Origin of the sequence: Sporosarcina sp. BI001-red (genome assembly GCF_003384035.1) — a bacterium.
GTDB lineage: Bacteria > Bacillota > Bacilli > Bacillales_A > Planococcaceae > Sporosarcina.
Map to the genome: position 1 here is coordinate 23,501 of NZ_QQAK01000009.1, position 24,180 is coordinate 47,680.

At 41.0% G+C, this 24,180-nt stretch carries 22 protein-coding genes and 1 pseudogene; 13 read left to right on the forward strand and 10 right to left on the reverse strand.

Features of this window, described 5'->3' with window-relative positions:
• Positions 1–176: 176 nt before the first annotated feature.
• Complete coding sequence (locus DVB69_RS01885; protein ID WP_116016013.1) at positions 177–728, reverse strand: hypothetical protein; 552 nt, start codon at positions 726–728, stop codon at positions 177–179.
• Between the two features lie 124 nt (positions 729–852).
• Between DVB69_RS01885 and DVB69_RS01890 the strand changes: the two genes are divergently transcribed.
• Entirely contained in the window at positions 853–1,698 is an 846-nt protein-coding gene (locus tag DVB69_RS01890) for a DNA-3-methyladenine glycosylase family protein (RefSeq protein ID WP_116016015.1), read from the forward strand.
• A gap of 57 nt (positions 1,699–1,755) precedes the next feature.
• On the opposite strand, the gene qoxD is transcribed toward DVB69_RS01890, so the two are convergent.
• The 5 genes from qoxD to DVB69_RS17650 all read right to left on the reverse strand — a co-directional run bounded on the left by qoxD (position 1,756) and on the right by DVB69_RS17650 (position 6,162).
• A complete protein-coding gene (gene qoxD, locus DVB69_RS01895; protein ID WP_116016017.1) occupies positions 1,756–2,046 on the reverse strand; it encodes a cytochrome aa3 quinol oxidase subunit IV in 291 nt (96 codons plus the stop codon).
• Between the two features lies 1 nt (position 2,047).
• Entirely contained in the window at positions 2,048–2,644 is a 597-nt protein-coding gene (gene qoxC, locus DVB69_RS01900) for a cytochrome aa3 quinol oxidase subunit III (protein ID WP_116016019.1), read from the reverse strand.
• On the reverse strand, positions 2,634–4,583 hold the full coding sequence (qoxB, locus tag DVB69_RS01905; protein ID WP_116016021.1) for a cytochrome aa3 quinol oxidase subunit I: 1,950 nt from the start codon (positions 4,581–4,583) through the stop codon (positions 2,634–2,636). The genes qoxC and qoxB overlap by 11 nt, the downstream gene beginning before the upstream one ends.
• 63 nt (positions 4,584–4,646) lie before the next feature.
• A complete protein-coding gene (gene qoxA, locus DVB69_RS01910) occupies positions 4,647–5,570 on the reverse strand; it encodes a cytochrome aa3 quinol oxidase subunit II (RefSeq protein WP_116016023.1) in 924 nt (307 codons plus the stop codon).
• A 448-nt stretch (positions 5,571–6,018) separates the two neighbouring features.
• On the reverse strand, positions 6,019–6,162 hold the full coding sequence (locus DVB69_RS17650) for a hypothetical protein (protein WP_199562787.1): 144 nt from the start codon (positions 6,160–6,162) through the stop codon (positions 6,019–6,021).
• Positions 6,163–6,488: 326 nt separating this feature from the next.
• On the opposite strand from DVB69_RS17650, the gene DVB69_RS01915 reads away from it, so the two are divergent.
• From DVB69_RS01915 to DVB69_RS01950, 8 genes are all read left to right on the forward strand, one after another.
• Positions 6,489–7,877, forward strand: coding sequence for an aldehyde dehydrogenase (locus DVB69_RS01915; RefSeq protein WP_116016025.1), 1,389 nt, complete (start codon positions 6,489–6,491; stop codon positions 7,875–7,877).
• A 146-nt stretch (positions 7,878–8,023) separates the two neighbouring features.
• A complete protein-coding gene (locus DVB69_RS01920) occupies positions 8,024–9,514 on the forward strand; it encodes a UDP-N-acetylmuramoyl-L-alanyl-D-glutamate--2,6-diaminopimelate ligase (RefSeq protein WP_116016027.1) in 1,491 nt (496 codons plus the stop codon).
• A gap of 33 nt (positions 9,515–9,547) precedes the next feature.
• Positions 9,548–11,122: a peptide chain release factor 3 gene (locus DVB69_RS01925; RefSeq protein WP_116016029.1), complete on the forward strand. Its 1,575-nt coding sequence runs from the start codon at positions 9,548–9,550 to the stop codon at positions 11,120–11,122.
• Between the two features lie 142 nt (positions 11,123–11,264).
• Entirely contained in the window at positions 11,265–14,354 is a 3,090-nt protein-coding gene (locus DVB69_RS01930; RefSeq protein ID WP_116016031.1) for an efflux RND transporter permease subunit, read from the forward strand.
• A 460-nt stretch (positions 14,355–14,814) separates the two neighbouring features.
• Positions 14,815–15,573, forward strand: coding sequence for a TerC family protein (locus tag DVB69_RS01935; protein WP_116016033.1), 759 nt, complete (start codon positions 14,815–14,817; stop codon positions 15,571–15,573).
• 204 nt (positions 15,574–15,777) lie between these two features.
• Positions 15,778–17,127, forward strand: coding sequence for a TrkH family potassium uptake protein (locus DVB69_RS01940; protein WP_116016035.1), 1,350 nt, complete (start codon positions 15,778–15,780; stop codon positions 17,125–17,127).
• Positions 17,128–17,360: 233 nt separating this feature from the next.
• Positions 17,361–18,800, forward strand: coding sequence for an ATP-binding protein (locus DVB69_RS01945; RefSeq protein WP_116016037.1), 1,440 nt, complete (start codon positions 17,361–17,363; stop codon positions 18,798–18,800).
• Between the two features lie 88 nt (positions 18,801–18,888).
• Positions 18,889–19,341 (forward strand): MarR family winged helix-turn-helix transcriptional regulator, encoded by a 453-nt coding sequence (locus DVB69_RS01950; RefSeq protein WP_116016039.1) that lies wholly within the window; start codon positions 18,889–18,891, stop codon positions 19,339–19,341.
• A 34-nt stretch (positions 19,342–19,375) separates the two neighbouring features.
• Here DVB69_RS01950 and DVB69_RS01955 read toward each other — a convergent pair whose 3' ends face one another.
• The gene (locus DVB69_RS01955; RefSeq protein WP_116016041.1) at positions 19,376–20,116 is read right to left on the reverse strand and encodes a hypothetical protein; all 741 of its coding nucleotides are present in this window, start codon (positions 20,114–20,116) and stop codon (positions 19,376–19,378) included.
• Positions 20,117–20,165: 49 nt separating this feature from the next.
• A complete protein-coding gene (locus DVB69_RS01960) occupies positions 20,166–20,381 on the reverse strand; it encodes a YkvS family protein (RefSeq protein ID WP_116016043.1) in 216 nt (71 codons plus the stop codon).
• A gap of 205 nt (positions 20,382–20,586) precedes the next feature.
• On the opposite strand from DVB69_RS01960, the gene DVB69_RS01965 reads away from it, so the two are divergent.
• Entirely contained in the window at positions 20,587–20,796 is a 210-nt protein-coding gene (locus DVB69_RS01965; RefSeq protein ID WP_233505297.1) for an aspartyl-phosphate phosphatase Spo0E family protein, read from the forward strand.
• A 175-nt stretch (positions 20,797–20,971) separates the two neighbouring features.
• On the forward strand, positions 20,972–21,832 hold the full coding sequence (locus tag DVB69_RS01970) for an NAD(P)-dependent oxidoreductase (protein ID WP_116016045.1): 861 nt from the start codon (positions 20,972–20,974) through the stop codon (positions 21,830–21,832).
• Between the two features lie 86 nt (positions 21,833–21,918).
• Here DVB69_RS01970 and DVB69_RS17990 read toward each other — a convergent pair.
• Both DVB69_RS17990 and DVB69_RS01980 read right to left on the reverse strand, forming a co-directional pair.
• Positions 21,919–22,080, reverse strand: a pseudogene (locus DVB69_RS17990) (IS5/IS1182 family transposase); the annotation flags it as partial.
• Between the two features lie 323 nt (positions 22,081–22,403).
• A complete protein-coding gene (locus DVB69_RS01980; protein WP_233505298.1) occupies positions 22,404–22,874 on the reverse strand; it encodes a YkyB family protein in 471 nt (156 codons plus the stop codon).
• A 212-nt stretch (positions 22,875–23,086) separates the two neighbouring features.
• On the opposite strand from DVB69_RS01980, the gene fadH reads away from it, so the two are divergent.
• On the forward strand, positions 23,087–23,845 hold the full coding sequence (gene fadH / locus DVB69_RS01985) for a 2,4-dienoyl-CoA reductase (protein WP_116016049.1): 759 nt from the start codon (positions 23,087–23,089) through the stop codon (positions 23,843–23,845).
• A gap of 73 nt (positions 23,846–23,918) precedes the next feature.
• A complete protein-coding gene (locus tag DVB69_RS01990) occupies positions 23,919–24,161 on the forward strand; it encodes a hypothetical protein (protein WP_116016051.1) in 243 nt (80 codons plus the stop codon).
• Positions 24,162–24,180 lie beyond the last annotated feature (19 nt).

The window sequence follows — 24,180 nt, forward strand, 5'->3', positions numbered from 1 at the left end:
GACAATGATACATCCCCCAAGAACATACCTATTAGGCTGGATGGCTAGGCTCTGTTTTTAGTATGTTAGGGCTAATCCGGAATTTAAATAAGAACGAGCCAACTGAAATATAGCAAAGGGTAATTCATGCTAGCCACAACTTCTTGTCGTTGGTTAGCTGAATTACCCTTTTTAGATTATGCAGTCTGTACTTTTGTTGAAAAATAGAGAATAAAGAATAATTCTGCGACTAGTAACAGCATCATGGAAACATGGGCAGCCGCAGGAAGAGTGAAGAAAAGAATACCTGTAATGGTTAGTAGAATGAGTAGCAGTGCAGGAAATTTTTCGAGACTGGATATGTTAGAATAAGAGGTGAACTCATCCTCGTTATTACGGATAGCAAGGAAGAGTTTCTGAATGATATAGAAAATCATGATCATACCAGCCACCGCTAGTGTTACTAGACTTAATGCGAAGATAGTTCCGATTCCGGTGGATAGTGAAATCGTTTTTATTGAATGACCAGTTCCATTTAATAACGCAAAGCCAATGCTGTGCACTATCATGACAAGAACAAAAGGCTGGATGCTTCGAATGGCAGTTATTTCTCTACCTAGACTTCTTAATCCAACGTACATCAAACTATAGCCGATAACATTCGTAATGTAGAACAAGAAATCAGTATCCAGGAATTGCAAATTGAATTTAGCGAATACAAACAGTACGCCCAGTATGAAAAGTCCCAATAGATTCCTCCAATTGATAAGAGTATGTGTACATAGTTCAATGCATTAATTTTACAATATTCTTACAAATAAAACAAGGTGATTTCTAAGAAGTCGTTACCTACTAGCTAAGGAGTTTTCACAAATGAATATTGAACTGAAGCTATCATTCCCATACGATTTTGATCGTGCGCTTGAAAGACTTTCAGGAACGCCGGTAAACGCGGTAGATCTTCAGCAGCGATTGACGCGCGTGCCTATGGAGGCGGGCAATCTGGTAACGGTTCAAGCAACAGGGACATTACAAGAGCCAACTTTCCTAATTGAAGGATTAAAGGACGATGAGCAACTCACTCATCTTAAGTGGATTTTTCACTTTGAAGAATCTTTAGAAGGCATTGCAGCTCATTTTACCCAAACCGATCTTGCACCCATCTTTCTGGAACATATCGGTACACCGCTCGTCAGAAGCTTTTCACTTTATGGAGAGCTGATGAAGAGCATCATCCACCAGCAATTAAATATGAAGTTTGCAAATACACTGCTTATGAGGTTTGTAGAAACATTTGGCTTTCAGCAAAAGGGAGTATGGAGATATCCAGATCCCCAAAGGATTGCCGCGGTTACAGTCGAAGAACTGCGCGAAATGCAGTTCAGTACTAGGAAAGCAGAATATGTCATTGGCCTTTCGCAAGCAATTACATCCGGGGCATTAAACTTGGAATCGATGCGAACGAAAAGTGATGAGGAAGTAACGACAGAACTCGTTGCTTATCGAGGAGTCGGACCTTGGACCGCTCAAGGATTTCTAATGTTTGGTCTCGGTAGACCGAACTTGTTTCCAACTGCGGACATCGGACTTCAAAATGCACTAAAAGTACTTTGGAAATTAGATCTCAAACCGACACAAGAGGAAATACGAGCTCGTTTTCCAGAGTGGTCTCCCTATCTAAGTTATGCAGCTTTATATCTTTGGAGAAGTATTGAGTGAAATGAAAAATAAGCAGTGGACTCATGTAAGTGAGTCCGCTGCTTATTTTTTTAGTTCTTATTTCACCATATAACCCCAATGCATTGTGAACAATGTCCCGAAAATCGTGACAAGGCCAACAAACAAGGCGTAAAGGATATTCATATACAGCGTCTTACTCTCTGCGTTCTCTTTCACGTGCATGAAGAGGAACAGCTGCAAGCTGGCTTGCACAATTGCTGTAACAACGAGAATCGTCAACCCTGCAGCAAATGATAAGTCAAACCATACTGTAACAAGAGCTACAAGTGTGAGTAGAAGGGAGAATAAGAACCCTAAAACATGTTGTGCTGGAAAAAGTTGTTTCATCTTACATCAGTCCTTTCAAATAGACGAAGCTGAAGATGAAAATCCAAACAACGTCAAGAAAGTGCCAATACAATGAGAAGATGAACGACTTATTCGCAGTTTCTGGTGTAAATCCACGCTTTTTGATTTGTAGTAAAATCGAGCCGCCCCAAAGCAGACCGAACGTTACGTGCAAACCGTGTGTTCCTAGAAGAGTGAATAGGGCAGATAGGAATCCGCTCGTCTGAATCGTTGCGCCTTCGCCAACATACGTTACGAATTCATATACTTCGACTCCAAGGAATGCCGCACCAAGGACTAACGTGATGCCAAAGAACGTCATCATCGGCTTTTTCAAGCCAAGTCGCATGGCGTGTACGCCTAATCCAATCGTGAAACTACTCGAAAGAAGCAAGATCGTTTCGATCATGACTGGACTTAGATGGAACAAATCAGAAGCAGAAGGTCCAACATTCGTATTCGTTTGTAACGTAAAGTACACGGCAAACAAAGTAGAGAAGAGGGCGATTTCCGCCCCCAAGAAGATCCAAAATCCGAGGATCTTCATTTTGTTTTCTTCGGTACTATATTCCAAAGGTACTGAGTGATCAATTTTCATGCTGTTCACCTCGCAATGCGTTTTCTGTTCGTTCGATTTCTTCAACAGAAATGTAATGACCATGATCTTTTTCGAATGAGCGGTATGCCATTGTTCCTAAAATCACAACTCCAAGTATGATAGCCGGAATCCACCAGCTGAATACCATGAAGAAGCCCCATAAGAAGAACGCAGCACCCATGATGATAGGAAGACCGCTATTATTCGGCATATGAATCGGTTCGTACTTACCACTCGTGAGTGATTTTCCTTCTTTTTTCGCAAACCAGTGAGCATCTAATTTATTCACAGTAGGGATCAGCGCAAAGTTATATTCAGGTACTGGGCTATGTGTGCTCCATTCAAGTGAACGTGCATCCCATGGATCGCCCTTTATATTTCGTGGACTGTAACGAACACTCCAGTAAATATTGTACACAAGAATGATAAAACCGATCGCAAGACCGACTGCACCGACCATCGACAACATGTTGAGTGGGCCGTAACCAGTACTTTCTGAATACGTATACATCCGACGTGTCATTCCGTTTAGTCCAAGAATGAAGAGAGGGAAGAACGTAACGTTAAAGCTGATTATGATAAACCAAAATGATAGTTTTCCGAGCTTTTCGTTTAACATGAAACCGAATACTTTCGGGAACCAGTAATGGAACCCTGCAATTACCCCGAACACAGTACCAGGAATCAATACATAGTGGAAATGGGCAACTAAGAACATCGTATTATGATACTGGTAGTCAGCACTTGCCATCGCAAGCATGACACCTGTAACGCCACCAATTGTGAAAATTGGAATGAATGCCAGAGCATACAGCATAGGTGTCGTGAAGCTGATCTTACCTTTACGTAACGTGAACAACCAGTTGAATATTTTCACACCGGTCGGTATCGCAATCGCCATCGTTGTGATGGAGAAGACACTGTTGACCATAACGCCGTGACCCATTGTATAGAAGTGGTGAGCCCATACAACGAACGATAGAAGCGAAATCGCAACCATACTGACGACCATGGATTTATAGCCATACAGGTTTTTACGAGCAAATGTAGATATGATTTCACTGTAAATACCGAAGGCTGGCAAAATAACGATATACACTTCAGGATGTCCCCAAACCCAGAACAAGTTGGCCCAAAGCATATCCATACCGCCACTTTGCATGGCGAAGAATTGAGTACCAAATTGACGATCAAGTGTCATCAATGCAAGAGCTACTGTTAAAACAGGGAATGCAAAGACGATAATGACGTTTGTGATCAAGACAGACCACGTAAACATCGGCATTTTCATGAGTGTCATACCAGGTGCACGCATTTTCAAAATTGTCACCAAGAAGTTGATACCTGTTAGCAGGGTACCGATTCCGGCAATTTGCAATGCGAGTGAATAGTAGTTATTTCCGACAGTCGGGCTGAACTCCAGACTTGCAAGTGGGAAGTATGCAGACCATCCAGCATCTGGGGAACCACCAATGACGAACGAAATATTGAATAGCATAGCACCAGCAAAGAAGAGCCAGAAGCTGATTGCGTTTAATCGTGGGAATGCAACATCTCGTGCTCCGATTTGAAGTGGAATCACGACGTTCATTAATCCGATAATGAACGGCATTGCCATAAACAGGATCATAATAACCCCGTGTGTTGTAAAGATTTCATTGTAATGCTGACCGTCTAGCAATCCGTTATCAGGAATTGCTGTCTGAGCACGCATAAGTAGTGCATCGACGCCTCCACGGAAAAGCATAAGGAGGGCAGCGAGAACGTACATAACTCCGATTTTTTTATGGTCAACAGTAGTTAACCAGTTCGTCCAAAGCCAGTTCCACTTTTTAAAGTATGTGAGCGCAATCGGAATCGCGAGAGATACAACAACAATACTTACCATCGCTGCGTAAATCATCGGTTCTCCGGTTACGAAAAATTCGTCCCATTTCATATCGTTGAACTCCTTTCGTTTGTTACGTAATTGAAGGGTAGGTTGGAATTGCTATGCATGCACTTAGTGAGCATCATGATCCATATCCATATCCATATCTTCATGTCCTTTGTCCTTATCACCAGTAGATGTAGATCCACCATGATGATGTCCACCATGATCCATTTCAGGAGCAGGTCTAAATTCAAGGTGGTTAGAAGAATATGTCTTGCGACCAACCTGTTCAGCTTTTAACAAATTGTCGAACTCATCTTCAGTGAGTTTTGGAGCTGTTGCTTTAACGTCAGCAACCCATTCCTTATAATCAGCATCGGACAGAGCTTGTGCTTCAAACTCCATTTGGGCAAAACCTTTACCACTGAAGTTCGAGTTTTTCCCCATAAATGATCCGGGGACGTCTGCAGACATATGGATTTTAGTGACCATGTCACTCATCGCATATTTTTGGCCTGCTAATTGTGGAATCCAGAAACTTGTAATCGGGCCATATGAATACAATCTGAATTCAATCGGGCGGTTCGCAGGGAAATTCACATAGTTTACTGTCTCAATTCCTTCTTCTGGATAGCTGAAATGCCATTTCCAGTTGGAAGAAGAAGCGTATATGACAACTGGTTTTTGATCTGCATAAGCGACAGATTTCTGCTCCACTGTACTAGTGGAAGATACTGTGACAAATGAAAGGACAACAACGAGAATTACAGGAATCGCTGTCCAAATAATTTCTAACCATTTGTTGCCTTCTTCGTGTGGCGGTTCGTAATCGTCGTTCAGTTTCGAAGCGCGATACTTCACTAGAACAACTGTGTAAAGTACATAGACAACGAAAAGGATGCCTGCCATCATAGCCATAGAGAACAGGATCGTACTCGATAATGTCCTAGCTTGCGGTCCTTTTGGATCGAATATGAGTAGTGGGTTGTCACAACCGGCAAGGAAAATGGCTGTAATAGAAAATAGCGTAAGAGCTATCCACTTTTTCTTCATGATAGAACTCCTCTCAATGGTGAAATGGTAACAAAGGGAGTCGAATTAGTTTGATATCAAACTATATTCTGATAGTTAAAAACAACTCGTGTTTTTCAATTAAATGTAATTGACTCCCGTGCGAACTTTATAATAGTCCCGTATAAACGATAATTCAATGCTCAGTTGGCTATGTCACAAAAGGTTCTTATCTATTCGGATTCAGGAGCGAACAAGTTGCGTTACCCATTAAATGGGTGTTATTATAAGACGAATTTGCTCAGTGAAGTTATTTGAAATATAGAGTTTGTTTGGTAAGTCGGACAGTTTTGAGGATTATAGAAGTGACAAGGTTGTCCATTTTTGGGCAAACAAAAACAGCTTTTCTTTTCGCATTTTGCAAAAGAAAAGCTGTTTTATGTACCAGTGTCATTGTGAAAAGTATGCTGAGCAAGTTGCGTCTTCAAAATTAGTTAACGACCTCTTGAGTCAGTTCTTCGTCTTTAAAATATAGGAAGTGTTCTTCATCTAATTCTCTCATACGTTCTTTGTTCAAGCCTGCTGCCAAATTCCCTTCAAAAATTGTTTCCCACCAAGTATCAGTTGTTGTCATGATAAGTTCCTCCCTTAAAGAATGTGGTTGGTTGCTTGTTATACACTCTTTACCCTAACTCTGTTTGCCTCAAAACGTAGTTCAGAAAAAAAGCTCCGATAGTCCTGTCCAAAACTTCCAATTTTGTAGAACTGCCTGATGAAGTTAGTATATGTTCCGACAGCAGTTGCTAACCTGCGCATTTTGTCGGAATTAACGTTAACGAAAACAGATCCTTTTGAATGATTGACTTTTAAATAGGTTTTTGATATTACGCAGTTTGGATTTTTGCGTAACACCCGAAAGGTCGTTAAGATAGAAGGAACCGCTTAAGAGGAGGAACGTTCATGAACTTTACATCTAAAGACATAGAATCGATGATTGAGCGCCAACATGATTTTTATTTTTCAGGGGCAACCCGTCCTATTGAATTCAGAAAAGAAATGTTGATTCGTCTGAAAGCTGCGATTCAAGCACATGAGCAAGACATCGAAGAAGCGCTCTACCGAGACTTACGGAAAAATCCTTTTGAATCGTATGTAACTGAAATCAGGTTTGTTCTTTCAAGCATCGGCCACGTGCTGAAACATTTAGATGAATGGATGGAACCCGAAATAGCCAAAACTCCCCTCTATTTACAACCGGGGAAAAGCTATGTCATCCGAGAGCCATATGGATCGGTTTTAGTGATTGGACCGTTCAATTATCCATTTCAATTAGTCATGGAGCCAATCGTAGGTGCGTTAGCTGCTGGAAACTGTGTAATTGCAAAACCATCCGAATCGGCACCGCATACTGCTGCTGTTGTAAGAAAAATTTTAGAACAGCAATTTCCGCCAGAGTATGTCCGTGTTGTAGAAGGGGCAAAAGAAGAAACTTCAGCCTTGATACATGCATCGTTTGATTCGATTTTCTTTACTGGCAGTGTAGCTGTAGGAAAAATCGTCATGAAAGCGGCGTCGGAACGTCTAACACCTGTGACACTTGAACTAGGTGGCAAGAGTCCTGCAATTGTCGATCATACAGCCAATTTGAAAATTGCTGCTGAACGGATAGTATGGGGGAAATTTTCAAATGCAGGTCAAACCTGTGTCGCACCAGATTATGTAGTGGCTCATAAAGCAATTAAGGAACCGCTCTTAAAAGAGATTAAAAAGACGATTCGACGTTTTTATGGAAAAGATGCATCTACAAGCAAGGATTACGGCCGGATCATTAATGAGAAACAATTCAATCGTTTGCAAACTATCCTTGAAAAAGAACAACACACTGTAAGTGCTGGAGGAAAGACTGACAAGGCGGACTTATATATTGAACCGACTGTCCTTGATGGTATTCGTTTTGACAGTCCTTCTATGGAAGATGAATTATTCGGACCGATTCTCCCGGTACTGGAGTATGAAAACTTGGGAGCCGTCTTACATCAGATTCGTAAAATGCCGAAACCACTTGCTGGGTATATATTCACTGAAAATGAGGAAGCTGCTGAATACTTCACGGATCAGCTTCCATTTGGTGGTGGATGTATTAATGATACGATCTCCCATGTCGGCAATATCCACTTACCGTTTGGTGGGGTGGGTTCCTCTGGACAAGGTAATTATCATGGGAAAGCAAGCTTTGACGTATTCACCCACGAAAAAGCAATGATGAATCGCAGTACTGCAATTCCAATGAGGGCTGCTTTTCCTCCATACGGCAATAAGCTTAAATTCATTAAACCGCTGATTCGTTAAGAACAGCGGTTTTTCATATGATTTGTTAATTCAGCCATGACGTAGGCCTTAAAAAAACGTATAATGGTTTTATTGCCTGAAAAAACAGCAGTAGGTTGAACATCAAATGGTTACCACTGCAAGGTACGGCTGAACGGAGGAGTAATGTGAATACAAGTAAATTATTGGCAATTTTGCCAGTTAAACGTGTGGTAGGAGAACTACCCGAAGAAGTAACGGATCTCTCGACAGACTCTCGTGAAATCAATGCAGGTGGACTTTTTGTTTGTATCGAAGGCTATACTGTAGATGGTCATCGATATGTCACTTCAGCAATTGAATCTGGCGCTCGCGTCATCATTGCATCTAAACCTATCGAAGTGGATTCGGAAAAAGTGGCAGTTGTCTATGTGGAGAGTACATCAGAGGCAGTCAGTTTGCTTGCTTCTGCCTGGTGTGGGTATCCTTCGAAACGAATGAAAATGATTGGTGTTACAGGAACAAACGGGAAAACGAGTGTTAGCAATGTCATTCATGGAATTTTGATGGGGGCAGGGGAACGTTCGGCTGTTTCTGGTACAATTGGATTCAACTTAGATGGTGTGTTGTATGAGACTGAAAATACGACGACTGACGTGTTGACCACCCAAAAAATGATAGCCCGTGCAGCTGAAGAGGGATGCGACACGATGACGATGGAAGTATCTTCTCATGGTCTTGTCGAAGGTCGATTAGCCGGAACGGAATTTGACATAGCAATCTTCACGAACTTAACTCACGATCACTTGGACTTCCATGGTACGATGGAGAACTATGGAAATGCGAAAGGCTTGCTTTTTGCTCAGCTTGGGCAAGACTTCCAACAACAAAAAATTGCGGTGTTAAACGCAGATGATCCATGGCACACTAAAATGAAAGAGATGACATCTTTCCCTGTCCTAACTTATGGAATACATGCAGATGCCATGTTTACAGCTGTTAATATTGACCTTAGAACAGATGGTACTACGTTTACGCTACAATCGCCTGAAGGAAAATGGGAAGTGGAAATGCGGATGATCGGGGAGTTTAGTGTCTCCAATGCACTCGCTGCGATTACTGCTCTTTATGCAAAAGGGCTGGCAATCCCTGATATCATTGCGCCACTTCGATATCTTGCACCCATAAAAGGGCGTATGGAACGAGTGGAAACTGAACTACCATTAACTATCTACGTGGACTATGCCCATTCTGCAGATGCAATTGAAAAAGCAATTGATGCTGTTCTTCCATATAAATCATCGGATTCAAAACTTATCTTTGTAATCGGTACAGGCGGAAATAGGGATCGGAAAAAGCGCCCTGTAATGGCTGAAAAAGCATCAGCTGCGGACTACGTTATTTTAACGACGGATGATCCAAGGGATGAGCCGTATGAGTCAATTACCTCTGAACTTGCAGCAGGAATGACCCATAAACAATTTGCCTGTATAGGGGATCGGGATGCAGCTGTAAGACATGCGATCGACGTTGCGAGCGAAGGCGATATCATCATCTTTGCAGGAAAAGGACACGAGGATTTTCAAATTATCGGCTCAACAAAATATCCACATTCAGATGCATTGATTGCGCTGGAAGAAGCCGGAAAGAAATTTGGTCAAGGCTTGATCGGCAAATAAATGCCGGGCTCGTATACGAAGGAGAATAAGGAAATGACTAAAAATATGCAACAGGAAATTGCCTCACGACGAACATTCGCCATCATTTCTCACCCGGATGCCGGGAAAACTACGATGACAGAAAAACTGCTTTATTTCGGTGGCGCAATCCGTGATGCTGGGACGGTTAAAGGAAAGAAGAGTGGGAAGTATGCCACGTCTGACTGGATGGAGATCGAAAAACAACGGGGTATCTCAGTGACTTCCTCTGTTTTGCAGTTCGATTACGATGGGAAACGGGTCAACATTCTAGATACACCAGGACACGAAGACTTCAGTGAAGATACGTATCGTACGCTAATGGCAGTCGATGCAGCAGTCATGATGGTAGACTCAGCAAAAGGTATCGAGCCTCAAACCATCAAGCTTTTCAAAGTTTGTCGCATGCGGGGTATCCCTATTTTTACATTCATCAACAAAATGGACCGACAAGGTAAAGAACCACTTGAGTTAATGGAAGAATTGGAAGAGGTTCTGGGCATCGAATCCTACGCAATGAACTGGCCAATCGGTATGGGAAAAGAATTCATAGGGATTTACGATCGCTTCAACAATCGCATTGAACAAGCCCGCGTTGAAGGGGAAGAAAAGTTTCTTGAGCTGAACGAAGAAGGTCAACTTGCCAATCCTCATCCTATGATGGAGACATCTTATTACAAACAAGCAGTGGAAGACGCACTGTTATTAGAAGAAGCCGGAAATTCCTTTGATGAAGCCCGTGTCACAAAGGGAGAGCTTACACCTGTATTCTTCGGTAGTGCTTTGACAAACTTTGGTGTTCAGACATTTTTAGAGACATTTTTAAACTTTGCGCCCTCTCCTCAACCACGCATCACAGAGAACGAACAATATGTCGATCCATTGACGGATGAATTCTCAGGATTCATCTTCAAGATTCAGGCAAATATGAACCCTGCACACCGGGATCGTATCGCATTCGTTCGAATTGTGTCTGGTTCGTTTGAAAGAGGAATGACTGTTAACATTCCTCGTATAGGGAAAACAGTAAAGCTGTCTCAGACCACTCAATTTCTTGCAGATGATCGAGAAACCGTGAATGAAGCAGTAGCGGGAGACATTATTGGATTGTATGATACGGGGAACTATCAAATTGGGGATACTGTCGTTGGAGGCAAGGCCACGTACCAATTCGAAGCATTGCCGCAGTTCAATCCAGAGTTATTTGTTAGAGTCACTGCAAAGAACGTCATGAAGTCAAAACACTTCCATAAGGGTATTTTGCAGTTGGTTCAAGAAGGGGCTATCCAATATTATAAAACGCTTCATACGGAAGAAGTTATTCTGGGTGCAGTAGGTCAACTACAGTTTGAAGTATTTGAGCACCGTATGAAAAACGAGTACAACGTCGAAGTCCAAATGGAGCATATTGGCTCAAAAGTAGCGCGCTGGATCGAAAACGAATCAGACGTAAAAGAATCCATGACAGGACCACGTTCCATGCTCGTAAAAGACCGTTTTGATAATTTAGTATTCCTTTTCGAAAACGACTTTGCAATGCGTTGGTTCAGTGACAAATTCCCGGATATCCGATTATATAGTTTGTTATAAGTAAACGAACACTTCAAAAACCCGTTACATATTGTGAACGGGTTTTTTTACTATCTCAAAATTTTCAAACGTTCTGTTTGAACTCAAGCGTTGCATTGCATATGATGAAAGTACTGTATTTCAGATAAAAGGGGACGCGTACATGAAAATTAGTGATTTTTCGATTAAACGCCCAGTATTTACGATCGTCACGATGTTTTTAATCATCATTCTAGGAGTCGTATCTTTTTTAAAGATACCCGTTACACTTATCCCGGATCTTAATCCGCCTGTCGCAGTAGTCGTTGCGAATTATGGGGGTGCTTCACCAACGGAAGTCAGTGAGAAGCTAACCAAGCCATTGGAAGAAAGCTTATCCACAGCCCCTGGATTAAAGTCCTTGCAATCCACTTCTCAAGAAGGCGCCACACTCGTTTTCATGATGTTTGACTGGTCTGCAAATATCGATGACGTCCAGCTCGATATCTTACAGCGCATTGATCAGGTACCAGTACCAGAAGGAGCGGACAAGCCCCGCTTCATGAAGTTTGACCCATCGCAATTCCCAGTCATTCAGCTCTCACTAAAAACAGCTTCTGAAGATGTAGATATTCGGAAGATTGCTGAAGAATTGGAAACTGAATTACGCCAAACGGAAGGCGTCGCAAGTGTTAGTGTATCTGGTAAACTAGTTGAAGAAATTCAAATTGTTTTAGATGAAAATAAGCTAGAAAAGAATGGATTGACTCAAGCAGACGTATTACAAGCAGTACAAGCTTCGAATGTAACGATGCCAGGTGAGCCTGTTAGTGCATCAGGGGGCAAACAGCTGACAACAAGAATTATTAGCACTCTTAATTCAGCGGAAGATGTGAAAAACGTCATCATTGGATCAAATCCAGTGACAGGAAAGCGGATGTACGTAAAAGATGTTGCATCTGTTGCCCGCGCAGAAGCTAATAGTGGTACGGTAACTCGTGCAAATGATCAACAAGCTGTATTACTTTCTGTGCTCCAGGAATCAGGTGCGAATACCGCTGAAGTATCCAATTCTTTTAAACAATCATTAGATCGCCTTTTAGGTGAGGAAAAATTTAAAGGCATAGATGCAGATATATTGTTTGACCAAGGTGATTACGTGAAATTGGCCATCAATAACATAGGTCAATCACTCATTCTTGGTGGTCTCTTCGCCATGATCGTGCTCTTCTTCTTCCTTAAGGGAATTAGAAGTCCAATTATTATAGGCGTTGCCATCCCTTATTCAGTTATTGTCACATTTGTTCTCATGTTCTTTGCAGACTTCTCGCTCAATATTATGACATTAGGAGCATTAGCTCTCGGAATCGGAATGCTCGTGGACAATTCCATAGTTGTCATTGAAAATATAGAACGACACTTAGCGATGGGGAAAGATCGCAAAGTTGCAGCAAGCGAAGGGGCGAAGGAAGTCAGCGGGGCAATCATTGCGTCCACTTTGACGACACTGGCCGTCTTTGTTCCTGTTATTTTCATAAGCGGGTTGATTGGACAAATCTTTACACAATTTGCGTTAACCATTTCGTTTAGTCTATTTGCATCTCTTGTGGTTGCATTGACCGTTGTACCAATGATGGCGAGCCGGATGCTACGCAAACCACGTCGCAACATAGAAGCTCGAAGACGACGCTCGAAGACGCTTAATACTTTTGAGAAATCTATTAAATGGTCTTTGGCACATCGATTCCTCATTCTGTCTATGACTGTAGTTTTACTCGTTGTCAGTGCATTTGGACTGTTTAAAGTAGGGACGGAATTCTTGCCATCAACCGATGAAGGTTTTTTCAGTATTAACGTAGACCTTCCAAATGGATCTTCTCTCGAAACAACGAATGCAACAGTGAAAAAGGTTGAAGAGGTTCTGAAAGAACAAAAAGATGTGGATGTATACGTCAGTCTAGTTGGAGGAACCCAACAGTCTATCGCACAAGGAGGATCTCAAGCGGATACAGCAGAAATGTATGTGAAGCTGAAACCGTTGGGGGATCGAGAGCGTTCAGTGTTCGATTTCATGGATGATGTGAAACCGAAAGTAAACAAAGCGATTGGGGACACTGCTGAAGTTAGCTTTAACGTACAAGCTGCTGCAGGTTCAAGTCCTAATACGTTATCGTTTTCAATAGAAGACACAAACGAAACGCGTTTAAATGAAGCAACTGAAAAAATCGATGATACTCTCAGAAAGTTAGATGGGATTACAGAAGTATCTAATAACTTAATGGATACCGTTGAGGAAGTCCAAGTAACTGTCGATCAAAAGCTAGCTGCTGATTTTGGATTAGCTCCTTATCAAGTCGCTCAAACGATTACAGACGTTACGCGAGGTACATTTGCCACGCAGATTGTCGATGAAAATGATCAAGTGTTAACGGTGAAAGTCCAGTATGACAAAAAGTTTTATAAAGATACGGGCGCTCTACGAAAGATTAAACTCCGTACTCCGACTGGACAATTCGTCAAATTAGGACAGATCGCTAAAATTGACATTGCTGAAGGGCCGGTCGCCATTCAACGTGTTGACCAGGCACACTCCGTTTCATATGATGTGAAGTATGAAAATGATAAATCACTTGGGGAAATAACTAAATCCGTGAACGAAGCAATAGAAGGACTCAAGTTGCCCGATGAAGTGAAAATGTCCTACAGTGGGGACCGTGAACTATTTGAGAGCGCAGCGAACGACATGTTGTTGGCACTCATACTTGCAGTCGTTCTTGTTTACATTGTAATGGCGGCGCAGTTCGAGTCTTTCAAATACCCATTCGTTATCATGTTCTCTGTTCCATTGATGATAATCGGTGTCGCAATAGGGTTGTTCGCAACGAATACACCAATTAGTGTTACATCAATCATAGGGATTCTTGTATTAGTAGGAATTGTCGTTAACAACGGGATTGTCCTAGTTGACTATATTAATCAGCAAAAGGAAAAAGGGATGGGATCGTATGATGCGATTGTCATCTCTGTGAAAAACCGGGTGCGTCCAATTCTTATGACAGCACTAACAACAATCCTGGGCTTGCTACCATTAGCCCTTGGCATCGGTGAAGGAACAGAAATAAACCAGCCAATGGGAATTGCAGTAATTGGAGGACTTATCAGCTCCACGTTCTTGACACTCTTCATCGTTCCAATCATCTATAGTCTGTTCGATAAAGAAACAAGGAGACGTGCACGTCCAATAAAAGCTGTCGATAAGCAAAACGATAACTAAAATTTGACTTAAAAGTAGAGGAGAAAATCCCTCTACTTTTTCGTATTCTAGGAATAGGACAATCATTCATATACTGCATCGATTTCTCATATAGTGTGAGTATCTGCAAAGGAATGTTTTAGGGAAAGAACAGCAGCTACAAAATACGATTCTCCTGACTGGTCCCGATTGTGTCAAAACTAAAACATCTAGATGAAAATTATTTAAAAAAGTGGATGTTTAGTTTACAGAACAGCTGATGATTAGTATAATAAAGGGAGAAAAGTACCCAACAACTGAATGTCTTTGACGTTTGTCAAAGGGGAGTAGCTATAGGGAAACCTATTTCATAGTCGTCAATACATGGTGATACAGCGCCATCGGTTATGATAGCTGGATTTTTTACGAATTCCGACTTAGCGAGACCTTTGCCTTTTATTAGGTGAGGGTTTTTTTGATTGAAAAAAAGGAGGAATTTTTCTTGGAATCGATTTTCTTTGAATACGCGTGGGTGCTACTCGTACTAATTATTTTGGAAGGTCTTCTCGCAGCAGATAATGCCGTGGTTATGGCAGTTATGGTGAAACACCTACCTAAGTTACAACAGAAGAAAGCATTGTTTTACGGACTGGTTGGAGCATTTGTTTTCCGATTCACTGCTCTGTTTTTCATCACTTATCTAGTGAACTATTGGGAAATCCAGGCGTTAGGTGCAATTTACTTATTGTATATATCGATCAAAAATATTTATGATCAAAAACATCATAAAAATGAAAATTCGACTAAGAAAAAACGTAAAGAGTCTGGTTTTTGGTTTACTGTATTGAAAGTGGAACTTGCAGATATCGCATTTGCACTGGACTCCATGCTTGCAGCTGTGGCACTTGCTGTCACACTTCCAGAACTAGGTGACTTCCACATTGGTGGCATAAATGGTGGGCAATTTACCGTTATGTTGATTGGCGGAATTGTAGGGCTTATCTTAATCAGATTCGCTGCTCGTCAATTTGTAACCTTGCTAGAGAAATTCCCTGCACTTGAAACAGCTGCCTTCCTAATTGTAGGATGGGTAGGAGTTAAACTTGCGGTTATGACACTTGCACATCCTAATGTGCAAATTATCGATACAGAGTTTCCACACTCGACTATTTGGAAACTTATTTTCTGGACTGTCCTTGCAGCCATTGCTATAGGTGGTTATTTAACAGCTGTTGCAAGCAAGCGAAAAACTTCGAAGTAATTCAATTAAAACTGTCCAGCGCGGATTAGATCCGTTGCGCTGGACAGTTTTTTACTTCCAATGAAAGAAATGCCTAGTGGATCGTAAATGCTAGGTTGAAAATGGTACTAGGTGCCCATGCTAAAAAGGAACTGAATTTCTCTGACAGGATAAATTCGATTATGGTATGATTATGTCCTCCTGAAGGAAAGGATCGGATATTAGATGAAACTTAACCGTGAAAGTTTACGCAGGTTCACACCTGCTCAATTAATCGTATTTTATTACTTTTTAGCTATCGCATGTTCTTTTTTGTTATTAAATTTGCCCGGCGTTTACAACCCCGGTGTGAAAATCTCATTCATTGACAGCTTATTCACCTCCGTGAGTGCGGTGAGTGTTACAGGATTGACTCCGATTAGTATTGCGGGCACGTATTCCGTATTCGGACTATGTATGCTCATGCTCGTCCTGCAACTAGGCGGTATCGGCATTATGTCGATAGGTACATTTTTTTGGCTACTTGTGAAGAAGCGTATCGGACTCCGCGAACGACAGCTAATTATGGTGGATCACAATCAGTACTCTTTAGCCGGCGTTGTTCAACTGATTAAACAAATTGTACGGATCATTTTCCTAATTGAACTTATTGGTGGAATTATTCTGACCATTTACATTATGCCGGTGTATGGGTCATTTTCAGAAGCATTATTAAATGGCATGTTCTTGTCGGTCTCTGCTACAACAAATGCAGGATTTGATATTACAGATGCCTCCCTATTGCCATACTTCAACGACTATTTTGTCCAAACTATTATCATGGTGCTGATTATTTTAGGGGCAATAGGATTCCCAGTTCTTGTAGAAGTGAAAAGTTTCTTTTCAAAAAAGGTTCCTCATTTCCGTTTTTCGTTATTTACTAAAATCACGACATCCACATTCGGATTACTTTTAGTATTCGGGGCAGTGATGATCTATATTTTAGAGTCTTTTCATTCTTTTAAAGGGATGTCTTGGCATGAAAAGATTTTTTCTTCCCTATTTCACTCAGTTTCAGCACGTTCTGCAGGTTTAACGACCTATAATATTACCAGCTTCAGTGACGCCACAGATATCGTCATCAGCTCGTTAATGTTTATCGGTGCTTCGCCAAGTTCAGTGGGCGGGGGGATACGAACAACAACCTTTGCGATTGCGGTCCTCTTTCTCATTAACTTTGCAAAAGGGAAAGATGTCATTCACATATTTAAACGACGTATCAAGCTGGTGGATATTTTCCGATCATATGCTGTCATTTTACTCGCGGGTTTCATGGTTATGACGGCTCTTCTCATTTTATTGATTACTGAGCCGGGAGTTCCGGTAGTCTCTTTACTGTTTGAGATTACCTCTGCATTCGGAACATGCGGTATGTCGCTTGGGATTACTGCTGATTTATCAATTCCGGGGAAAATCATCATCATGGCTTTAATGTTCATCGGACGAGTTGGGCTCATATCATTCCTCTTCACCTTAGGTGGGAAAGTGAACAAAACTTCTTTCCGCTATCCGAAAGAGCGAGTGATAATAGGATAATTGAATTTGTTTGGACATGAAATTCTTTGAGGCTATTCTAAAAAATCATCCATTATTTCTTAGAATAACCTTGTCTGGAAGAAAACTTGAACAATATAATTCCAAAGGCCTATATGAGGAATGGTCGAGATATGAAATAATCTGAATTATGCAGAATGATTCGTTTTCTATATAAGTTATAATAACGGGTGCTATTTCATATCTTGTCTTGATAGTCTTTGAGGGGGTAAAGAATGCTTGAACAATTAGAAAATGTGAGCAGTTATGAATCACTTTTCGTTATGGACAATCGTCACCCTTGTATTTTGGTCAATATGGATGGTGTCATTGCTGAGGCAAATTTCGTTTTTTCGAAAAAGTTTTCAATAGGTAAAAGTGATAACTTATTATCGATACTTAAGAAAAATGGGTTGCGCAGCTGGAATGACTTCAAGGAAAATTGTAATGAGACAAAAATAAGTATGCTAGACAATCTCGTCATGATTACTGAAGGTAACCTAGAGTGTTTATGTAACACTCATGCTTTTTACTCAAGTGACACAAACCAAGCTGTCTTAACATTTGTGTTACCAGCGATATGTACAGAACTGCCACCAAGAGATTATGTAGGTTGTTTTACGCATGCCTCGCAGTTAACGATGATCGTGAATAATGAAGGTTTCATTATCGATGTCAATAATAGGATTAGTGAATTATTCAATCTGACGAAAAGTGCAGTTATTGGAAAGCGCATTCAATCGTTATACAGAAAGTTTAATACACAAAAAAGCCATGCTGAAGATCAATATGATGCGCACATGAATACACTTAAAACGTTCGGGAAAATCAAATTTACTGAACGCTTTGAAAACGAACCGAATACTATTCAATTCTTAGAAATACATGCTACTTATAATAGCGATTGTGACTTGTATATCGTGGAAATGCGTGACTGCACTGAAATGGAAATATTGCGCAGAAAACTCGATCATTCGGGATCTCTGTCAACAGTTGGACAAATGGCCGCAAGTATTGCACATGAAATCCGCAATCCAATGACGACATTAAAAGGATTTGTGCAGCTGATGGAAGTGACTGCAACTGGAGATACAGCAAAATATTTGTCTGTAGTCGATGATGAATTGCAGCGGATGGAAGCCATTTTGAATGAAATGCTCATGTTGTCGAAACCAACGGAAGAGAAATTTACACAGTTCTCCCTAGGTGTTCTGATTACAAAAGTACTCGAGATCATGAAGCCGAAAGCGATGTTTGAATCGATTCATATCGACTGGCATGATGCTTCCTTCTGTAATTCAATGATCTATTCCAATGCGGATAAGATTAAACAAGTTCTCTTGAATATCTTTAAAAATGCATTCGAAGCAATGGAACCAGGAGGAATATTAACCTTGAAACTGGAAAAGGCAGAAGGGACCTCGTTCACACTTTCTGTTGCAGATACAGGAAAGGGTATGTCACCTCTACAAGTTAAAAATATGTTCATGCCATTTTACACGTCCAAACCTGAAGGAACCGGCTTAGGGCTCCCATTCGTGCTAAAAACGATGGAAGGTTTAGGCGGGGCAGTTGCAGTATCAAGTGAGTCAGGAAGTGGGACGACATTTAAGCTAGTATTCCCTCAGCACTATTTGGAGAACTGTACGATTAATGAGCGGTATTCAGCTAACTAATTTAAAATCATTATTTTTTTGACGAATTGTTATTTAACCGGCTATACTAACTTCATAGAACAAATTGGAAAACAGCGGGTGAATAATTATGGAGAATGCAAACGAACGCGCACTTAAGTTGTTCGTAGTTCTATCACGAGCGAATAAAGTGCTGCATGAAGAGACGAATCGACTAATCTCATCTAAAGGGTTGAATCCGACTGAGTTTGCGGTTCTTGAATTGCTGTATCACAAAGGTAAACAGCCTATCCAAAAAATTGGTGAAAAGATTTTAATGCGAAGTGGTTCGATGACGTATGTCATTAACAAATTGGAGTCAAACGGTTTTTTGCAACGTGAAGTCAACTCCATAGACAAACGTGTGACGTATGTAGAAATTACAGCGCAAGGTACACAGATTATGGATTCCTTGTTTCCTGGGCATGCTGAAAACATCAGTAACTTGTTGTCTTCCTTGAGTAGCGAGGAGCAGGACCAGGCGACGAAATTGCTTCAAAAATTAGGTATCTCCATACGTGATTTATCTTCGGAAAAAAGCTGAACAGCTATTCGCTGTTCAGCTTTTTAACTTGTATTTATTTTGCTTCAATCGTTTCAGCCATATTTAAAAATTCTTTGTAATAACTTTCATCGGTGTTGTCGTACATCATGACCCGAACAATCATATCGTTTTTCTGAAAGATCATTGCAGTAATTGGTCCTTCAGTAGAGGCTACACGATAAGCTTGGACTTTTTCAAGATCTTTGTTAGTTGGAAGTTGTGTTTTATCTGTCAACTCAACTGGGGATGCGTCTGTACCCGTAGCTGCAAGTGTTTCTTTCATATTTTCGACAGCTTTGTCAAAATCAGTTTCAGAAGCTTGCATTGTTCCGATGACCATAAACTTATCATCGTGTTCTTTATGGGAGAGAATGTCACGCCCAGGTTCTTCACTCACCAATTTATAAGTAGGGAGTACTTGAATTTTGAAGTCTTGCTCATCGCTTAGAGTTTCCGTTGCACCTTCTAGTGCGCTTGTGTCATCAGTTTCACTGCTGTCAGCTGCGGAATCAGAATCATTAGTTGCTTCCTCTTCGTTTGTAGCGTCCTCATCAGTACCTTCAGTATCTTCAGCTCCCTCAGTTTCACTGTCAGTGGCTTCAGTACCTTCAGTATCGCTGTCAGTAGCTTCAGCACCATCAGTACCAGGATCTGTTGCTTGGTCGGTATTTTCAATCGGCTGCTTATCGCTGTCCTCATCACTCGTATCCGTACCACAAGCTGCGAGTAATAGTGAGGCAGAGAGTGCTGTGTAAAGTATTTTTCTGTTTTTCATTTGAACATCTCCTCCTTATGCAATTTGACGAAAACACATGAAATAAGTTTCAATTCACTTTTTTATGAAGGATTGTATAGCGTTTGTGGTTAACGACTGTTTTTTCTTCAATACCCAAATCCTCAAAGTTTTCCATGTACGTTAAATTTACAATAACCGAGTTATCATTCACTTTTTCCACAATGCCTTGTAATCCATCTTTGAACTCAATAATAGTTCCCACTTCTGCGATATTCAACTCTTCTATTTCTTCCTTTTCTTCCATCTGATTCAACTCCTCCTGAAACTGTTTAAACCTAGTATACTTAACAAAAGTAATACAGGTAAAGTATCATGAACCGATGGAATGTACAAATAATTATAGTTTCGACATTTATTTGTCATGAATTGTCGAAAGGTTTTGACACATATTTTTTTGCTTTATGATACGATATATTAAGCTTTGTAATAAATCGTCAGGAGGGCTGTCTATGGATAATCTGGAATATAAAATTGAAATGATTCGCCGGGAACTCTTGAAGACTGCAGAAGAAAGAGGTATGTCCTCCAAAGAGACGGTAAAACTGAGCGTGGAGTTGGATCACTTGTTAAATTTACATGCATATGATCAAAACGGCTCCGGAGTAGATACGTGTATTTTAGAAAGTACTATACAACTTAAAAATAAAAAATTAGGCTAAATGTGTTTAAAACTTTGTCAAAAGGGCATATTACAATTGAACACAGCAACATTCTCATTTCCCCCTTTTGAAGACGGTCCTTTCCCAGGGCCGTCTCTTTTTTGTTCTTAAGCGGGAAAATGACGAGTTTTAGGGTATTATTATGTAGGAAGATAAGTTTAAGGGGGAAGAGAAAATGAAATGTATCTCATTTATCGGTACAGGTGTAATGGGGGCAAGTATCGTCAGTCATTTGCTTCAAGCAGGACATCCAGTAACTGTACATACGCGTACGAAGGAAAAAGCGGAGCCACTTATTGCTGCAGGCGCTAAGTGGGCTTCTACGGTCTCTGAAGCGGTACAAAAAGCGGATGTTATTTTTACGATGGTGGGCATGCCTAGTGACGTTGAAGAGATCTATTTAAAAGATAATGGGATTCTTGCTAACGGAACAAATGGACAAATACTAGTGGACATGACGACTTCAAGTCCTGCACTCGCAAAAAAGATTGAAAAAGCAGCTATTGAAAAAGGAATGACATCACTCGATGCTCCTGTTTCTGGCGGAGACGTAGGAGCTAAAAATGGAACGCTCTCGATTATGTGTGGTGGGGATGAGTCCACTTTTGAGCAAGTCAAACCTATCTTTTCATTATTTGGAAGTCAAATCGTACTTCAAGGGCGTGCCGGTGCTGGCCAGCACACAAAAATGAGTAATCAGCTTGCCATTGCGACCAATATGATTGGCGTTTGTGAAGCACTTGCATATGCCGAAAAAGCTGGACTGGATCCTGAGCGTGTATTAGAGTCCATTTCTCCTGGAGCTGCTGGTTCTTGGTCACTTTCGAATCTTGGGCCTCGTATGCTAGCGGGAAATTTTGAACCTGGCTTTTATACGAAGCATTTCCTTAAAGATTTGCGTATTGCACTCGAGGAAGCGAAAGCCATGGATCTCGATCTTCCCGGATTGCAGCTAGCAATTCATTTATATGAAGACCTTATGGCAAAAGGATATGGTGACAAAGGTACCCAAGTTCTCTTCAAACAGTATCAATGAAAAAAAGGGACACGCCATTTAGGCGAGGCCACTAAAAAACTTACTTTTTTCAAGCTAACACGTTGTATAATCAAAAAATAGGCACCATTTCGTCCGTTCTCTAGGCAATACTTACTCTTTAATACATCTAGAATGAAAGTGGAATCCAATAGTTCGTTAATTTGACGAAGCATATTGACCTTCGTGACAACAAGATCATAAATGGCCATATAGAGACTGAGTTGTAAGGTTTCTTGATTAGAAATCATTGCGACACCAACTGAAATTAACATGCTTACTATACAACAAATGCAAAGAGCCCATCACTTGTTTTATAGTGATGGACTCTTTTTTAAAGTTCGATATTGAACATCCTTTTATAGATGACTGACGAAACCTCGTTGTTTGGAGCAAAAGGCGGTGACTCTGGAGGGATCAGTGAAGATTGAAGACCCCGCAGAAGAGAAGCGACGAGGAGGCTGAAATCAAGCCCCTCATAAAGCGTCCGACTGGAGCGGAAATCAACAGTTTCCTACACATAACTAACTTTAAAGGACTTTTTCAGTGGCCTCGCCATTTAGGCATGTCCCTTTCATCTTTTCCCATCTAAATAGGAAGAACGAAAAACTTCAGTATTTGACACCCGTCTATTCTTTGTCGGTTGAGCTTTTTTTACTGAAGGTGTTGGTTCGCTCTCTTTCAGAATCCCCGTAAAATTAGTGAGCATATCACGAGCGGTCTTTAAACTCATCCGTTCCTGAGGATTCCTAAACTCCATATCTTGCTCGCCTAAATGTGGCAACTGTGCGAAGTCTTCTTTTTCAGGGAGAGTGTGAAAGAGGAATTCCCCGCAACGTACGAGGACGGTAGAATGCTGTTTGCTGTATTTTGGATTTTCTACAAAGTGCAACCCAACTTTTACGGCGCCACCTGTTTCTAGAAGTTTAGTGATGGCTACTTTCTTCAATTGGTAAAGTGGTCGATTATCCGGAGCTGTTTTAGCATGTCGGTTAACCGTATAGATTGCTACGGCTAGTTCCCGCAGTGAATTGGCGTCTGCCAATATGTAGCCCTCCCATCTAATATTAAAAACATCAATTTGACAGTATTGTACTAGTAAATAAGAAATAAGTACACAAAAAGCGATAAAGACTTCGAAACTTTTGTTGTACGATTCTTGTTCAGTGCACGGACAGATGAAGTGGATGTAAAAAAGTCAGAGTTGTGGTACAATTTTGAATGAATATTCATTCATTTTATAAGGGGGTAATAATAATGGGAGAGCAAAAGGTTATTATCGTTACAGGCGGATCGAATGGTATGGGGAAATACATGGCGAAGAAATTTGCTCAAGACGGGGCAAATGTCATTATCACCGGAAGAGACTTGGAGAAGTTGAATGCTGCCAAAGTGGAAATAGGTGAAAATGCATATCCGTTTCAAATGGATGTTCGTGAAATTGAAACAATCGAAGCGCTCATCCAATATGCCGACAAAACGTTTGGTAAAATTGATGGACTTGTCAATAATGCGGCAGGGAATTTTCTTGTTCAGGCAGAAGACTTATCTCCAAATGGTTGGAAGTCAGTAATCGATATTGTTTTAAATGGAACATTTTACTGCTCAAGCGCTGTCATGAACTACTGGAAAGAAAAGCAGCAAAAAGGTGCGATATTAAATATGTTGGCAACGTATGCATGGGATGCAGGCCCTGGGGTCGTTCACTCTGCTGCAGCAAAAGCAGGAGTTATGTCGTTGACAAGAACGCTTGCGGTTGAGTGGGGGAGAAAATATGGTGTGCGCGTTAATGGAATCGCGCCAGGTCCAATTGAACGTACAGGTGGAGCAGAAAAGTTGTTCCAATCAGAGAAAGCAGCACAGAGAACGATTCAATCCGTACCTCTTGGACGTGTAGGTAAACCAGAAGAAATCGCTGAGCTCGCAGCTTTCATCATGTCTGACAAAGCTTCCTACATGAATGGAGAAATTGTGACATTGGATGGCGGTCAATGGCTGAACCAATATCCGTTTTAATGGATAGGTTGGCCATGAAGTGCACATCCTATTTCAACAGGTAGAAAAAAAAGCCTGTTGAGGAGGGGTAAGATTGTTTGATATTTGGGCGATTCCAATTGGTGTTGTCGTTGCGGTGATTGTCATCATTGGCGTGCTGGCGATTCGTAAAAAGCCAGATTACAATCCGGATGGAGTTCTCAACAGACAGGATCGAAGTGTAGCAGAGCCAATTGAGGACCATCCCTTTACATTAAATCCGATTTTGTGGGTCATTCTCGTAGCCGCTATATTTACTGTGATCGTTATTTTTTACTACTGGGCCTCTTTCTCATAAGAAAGAGGTTTTTTTGTGG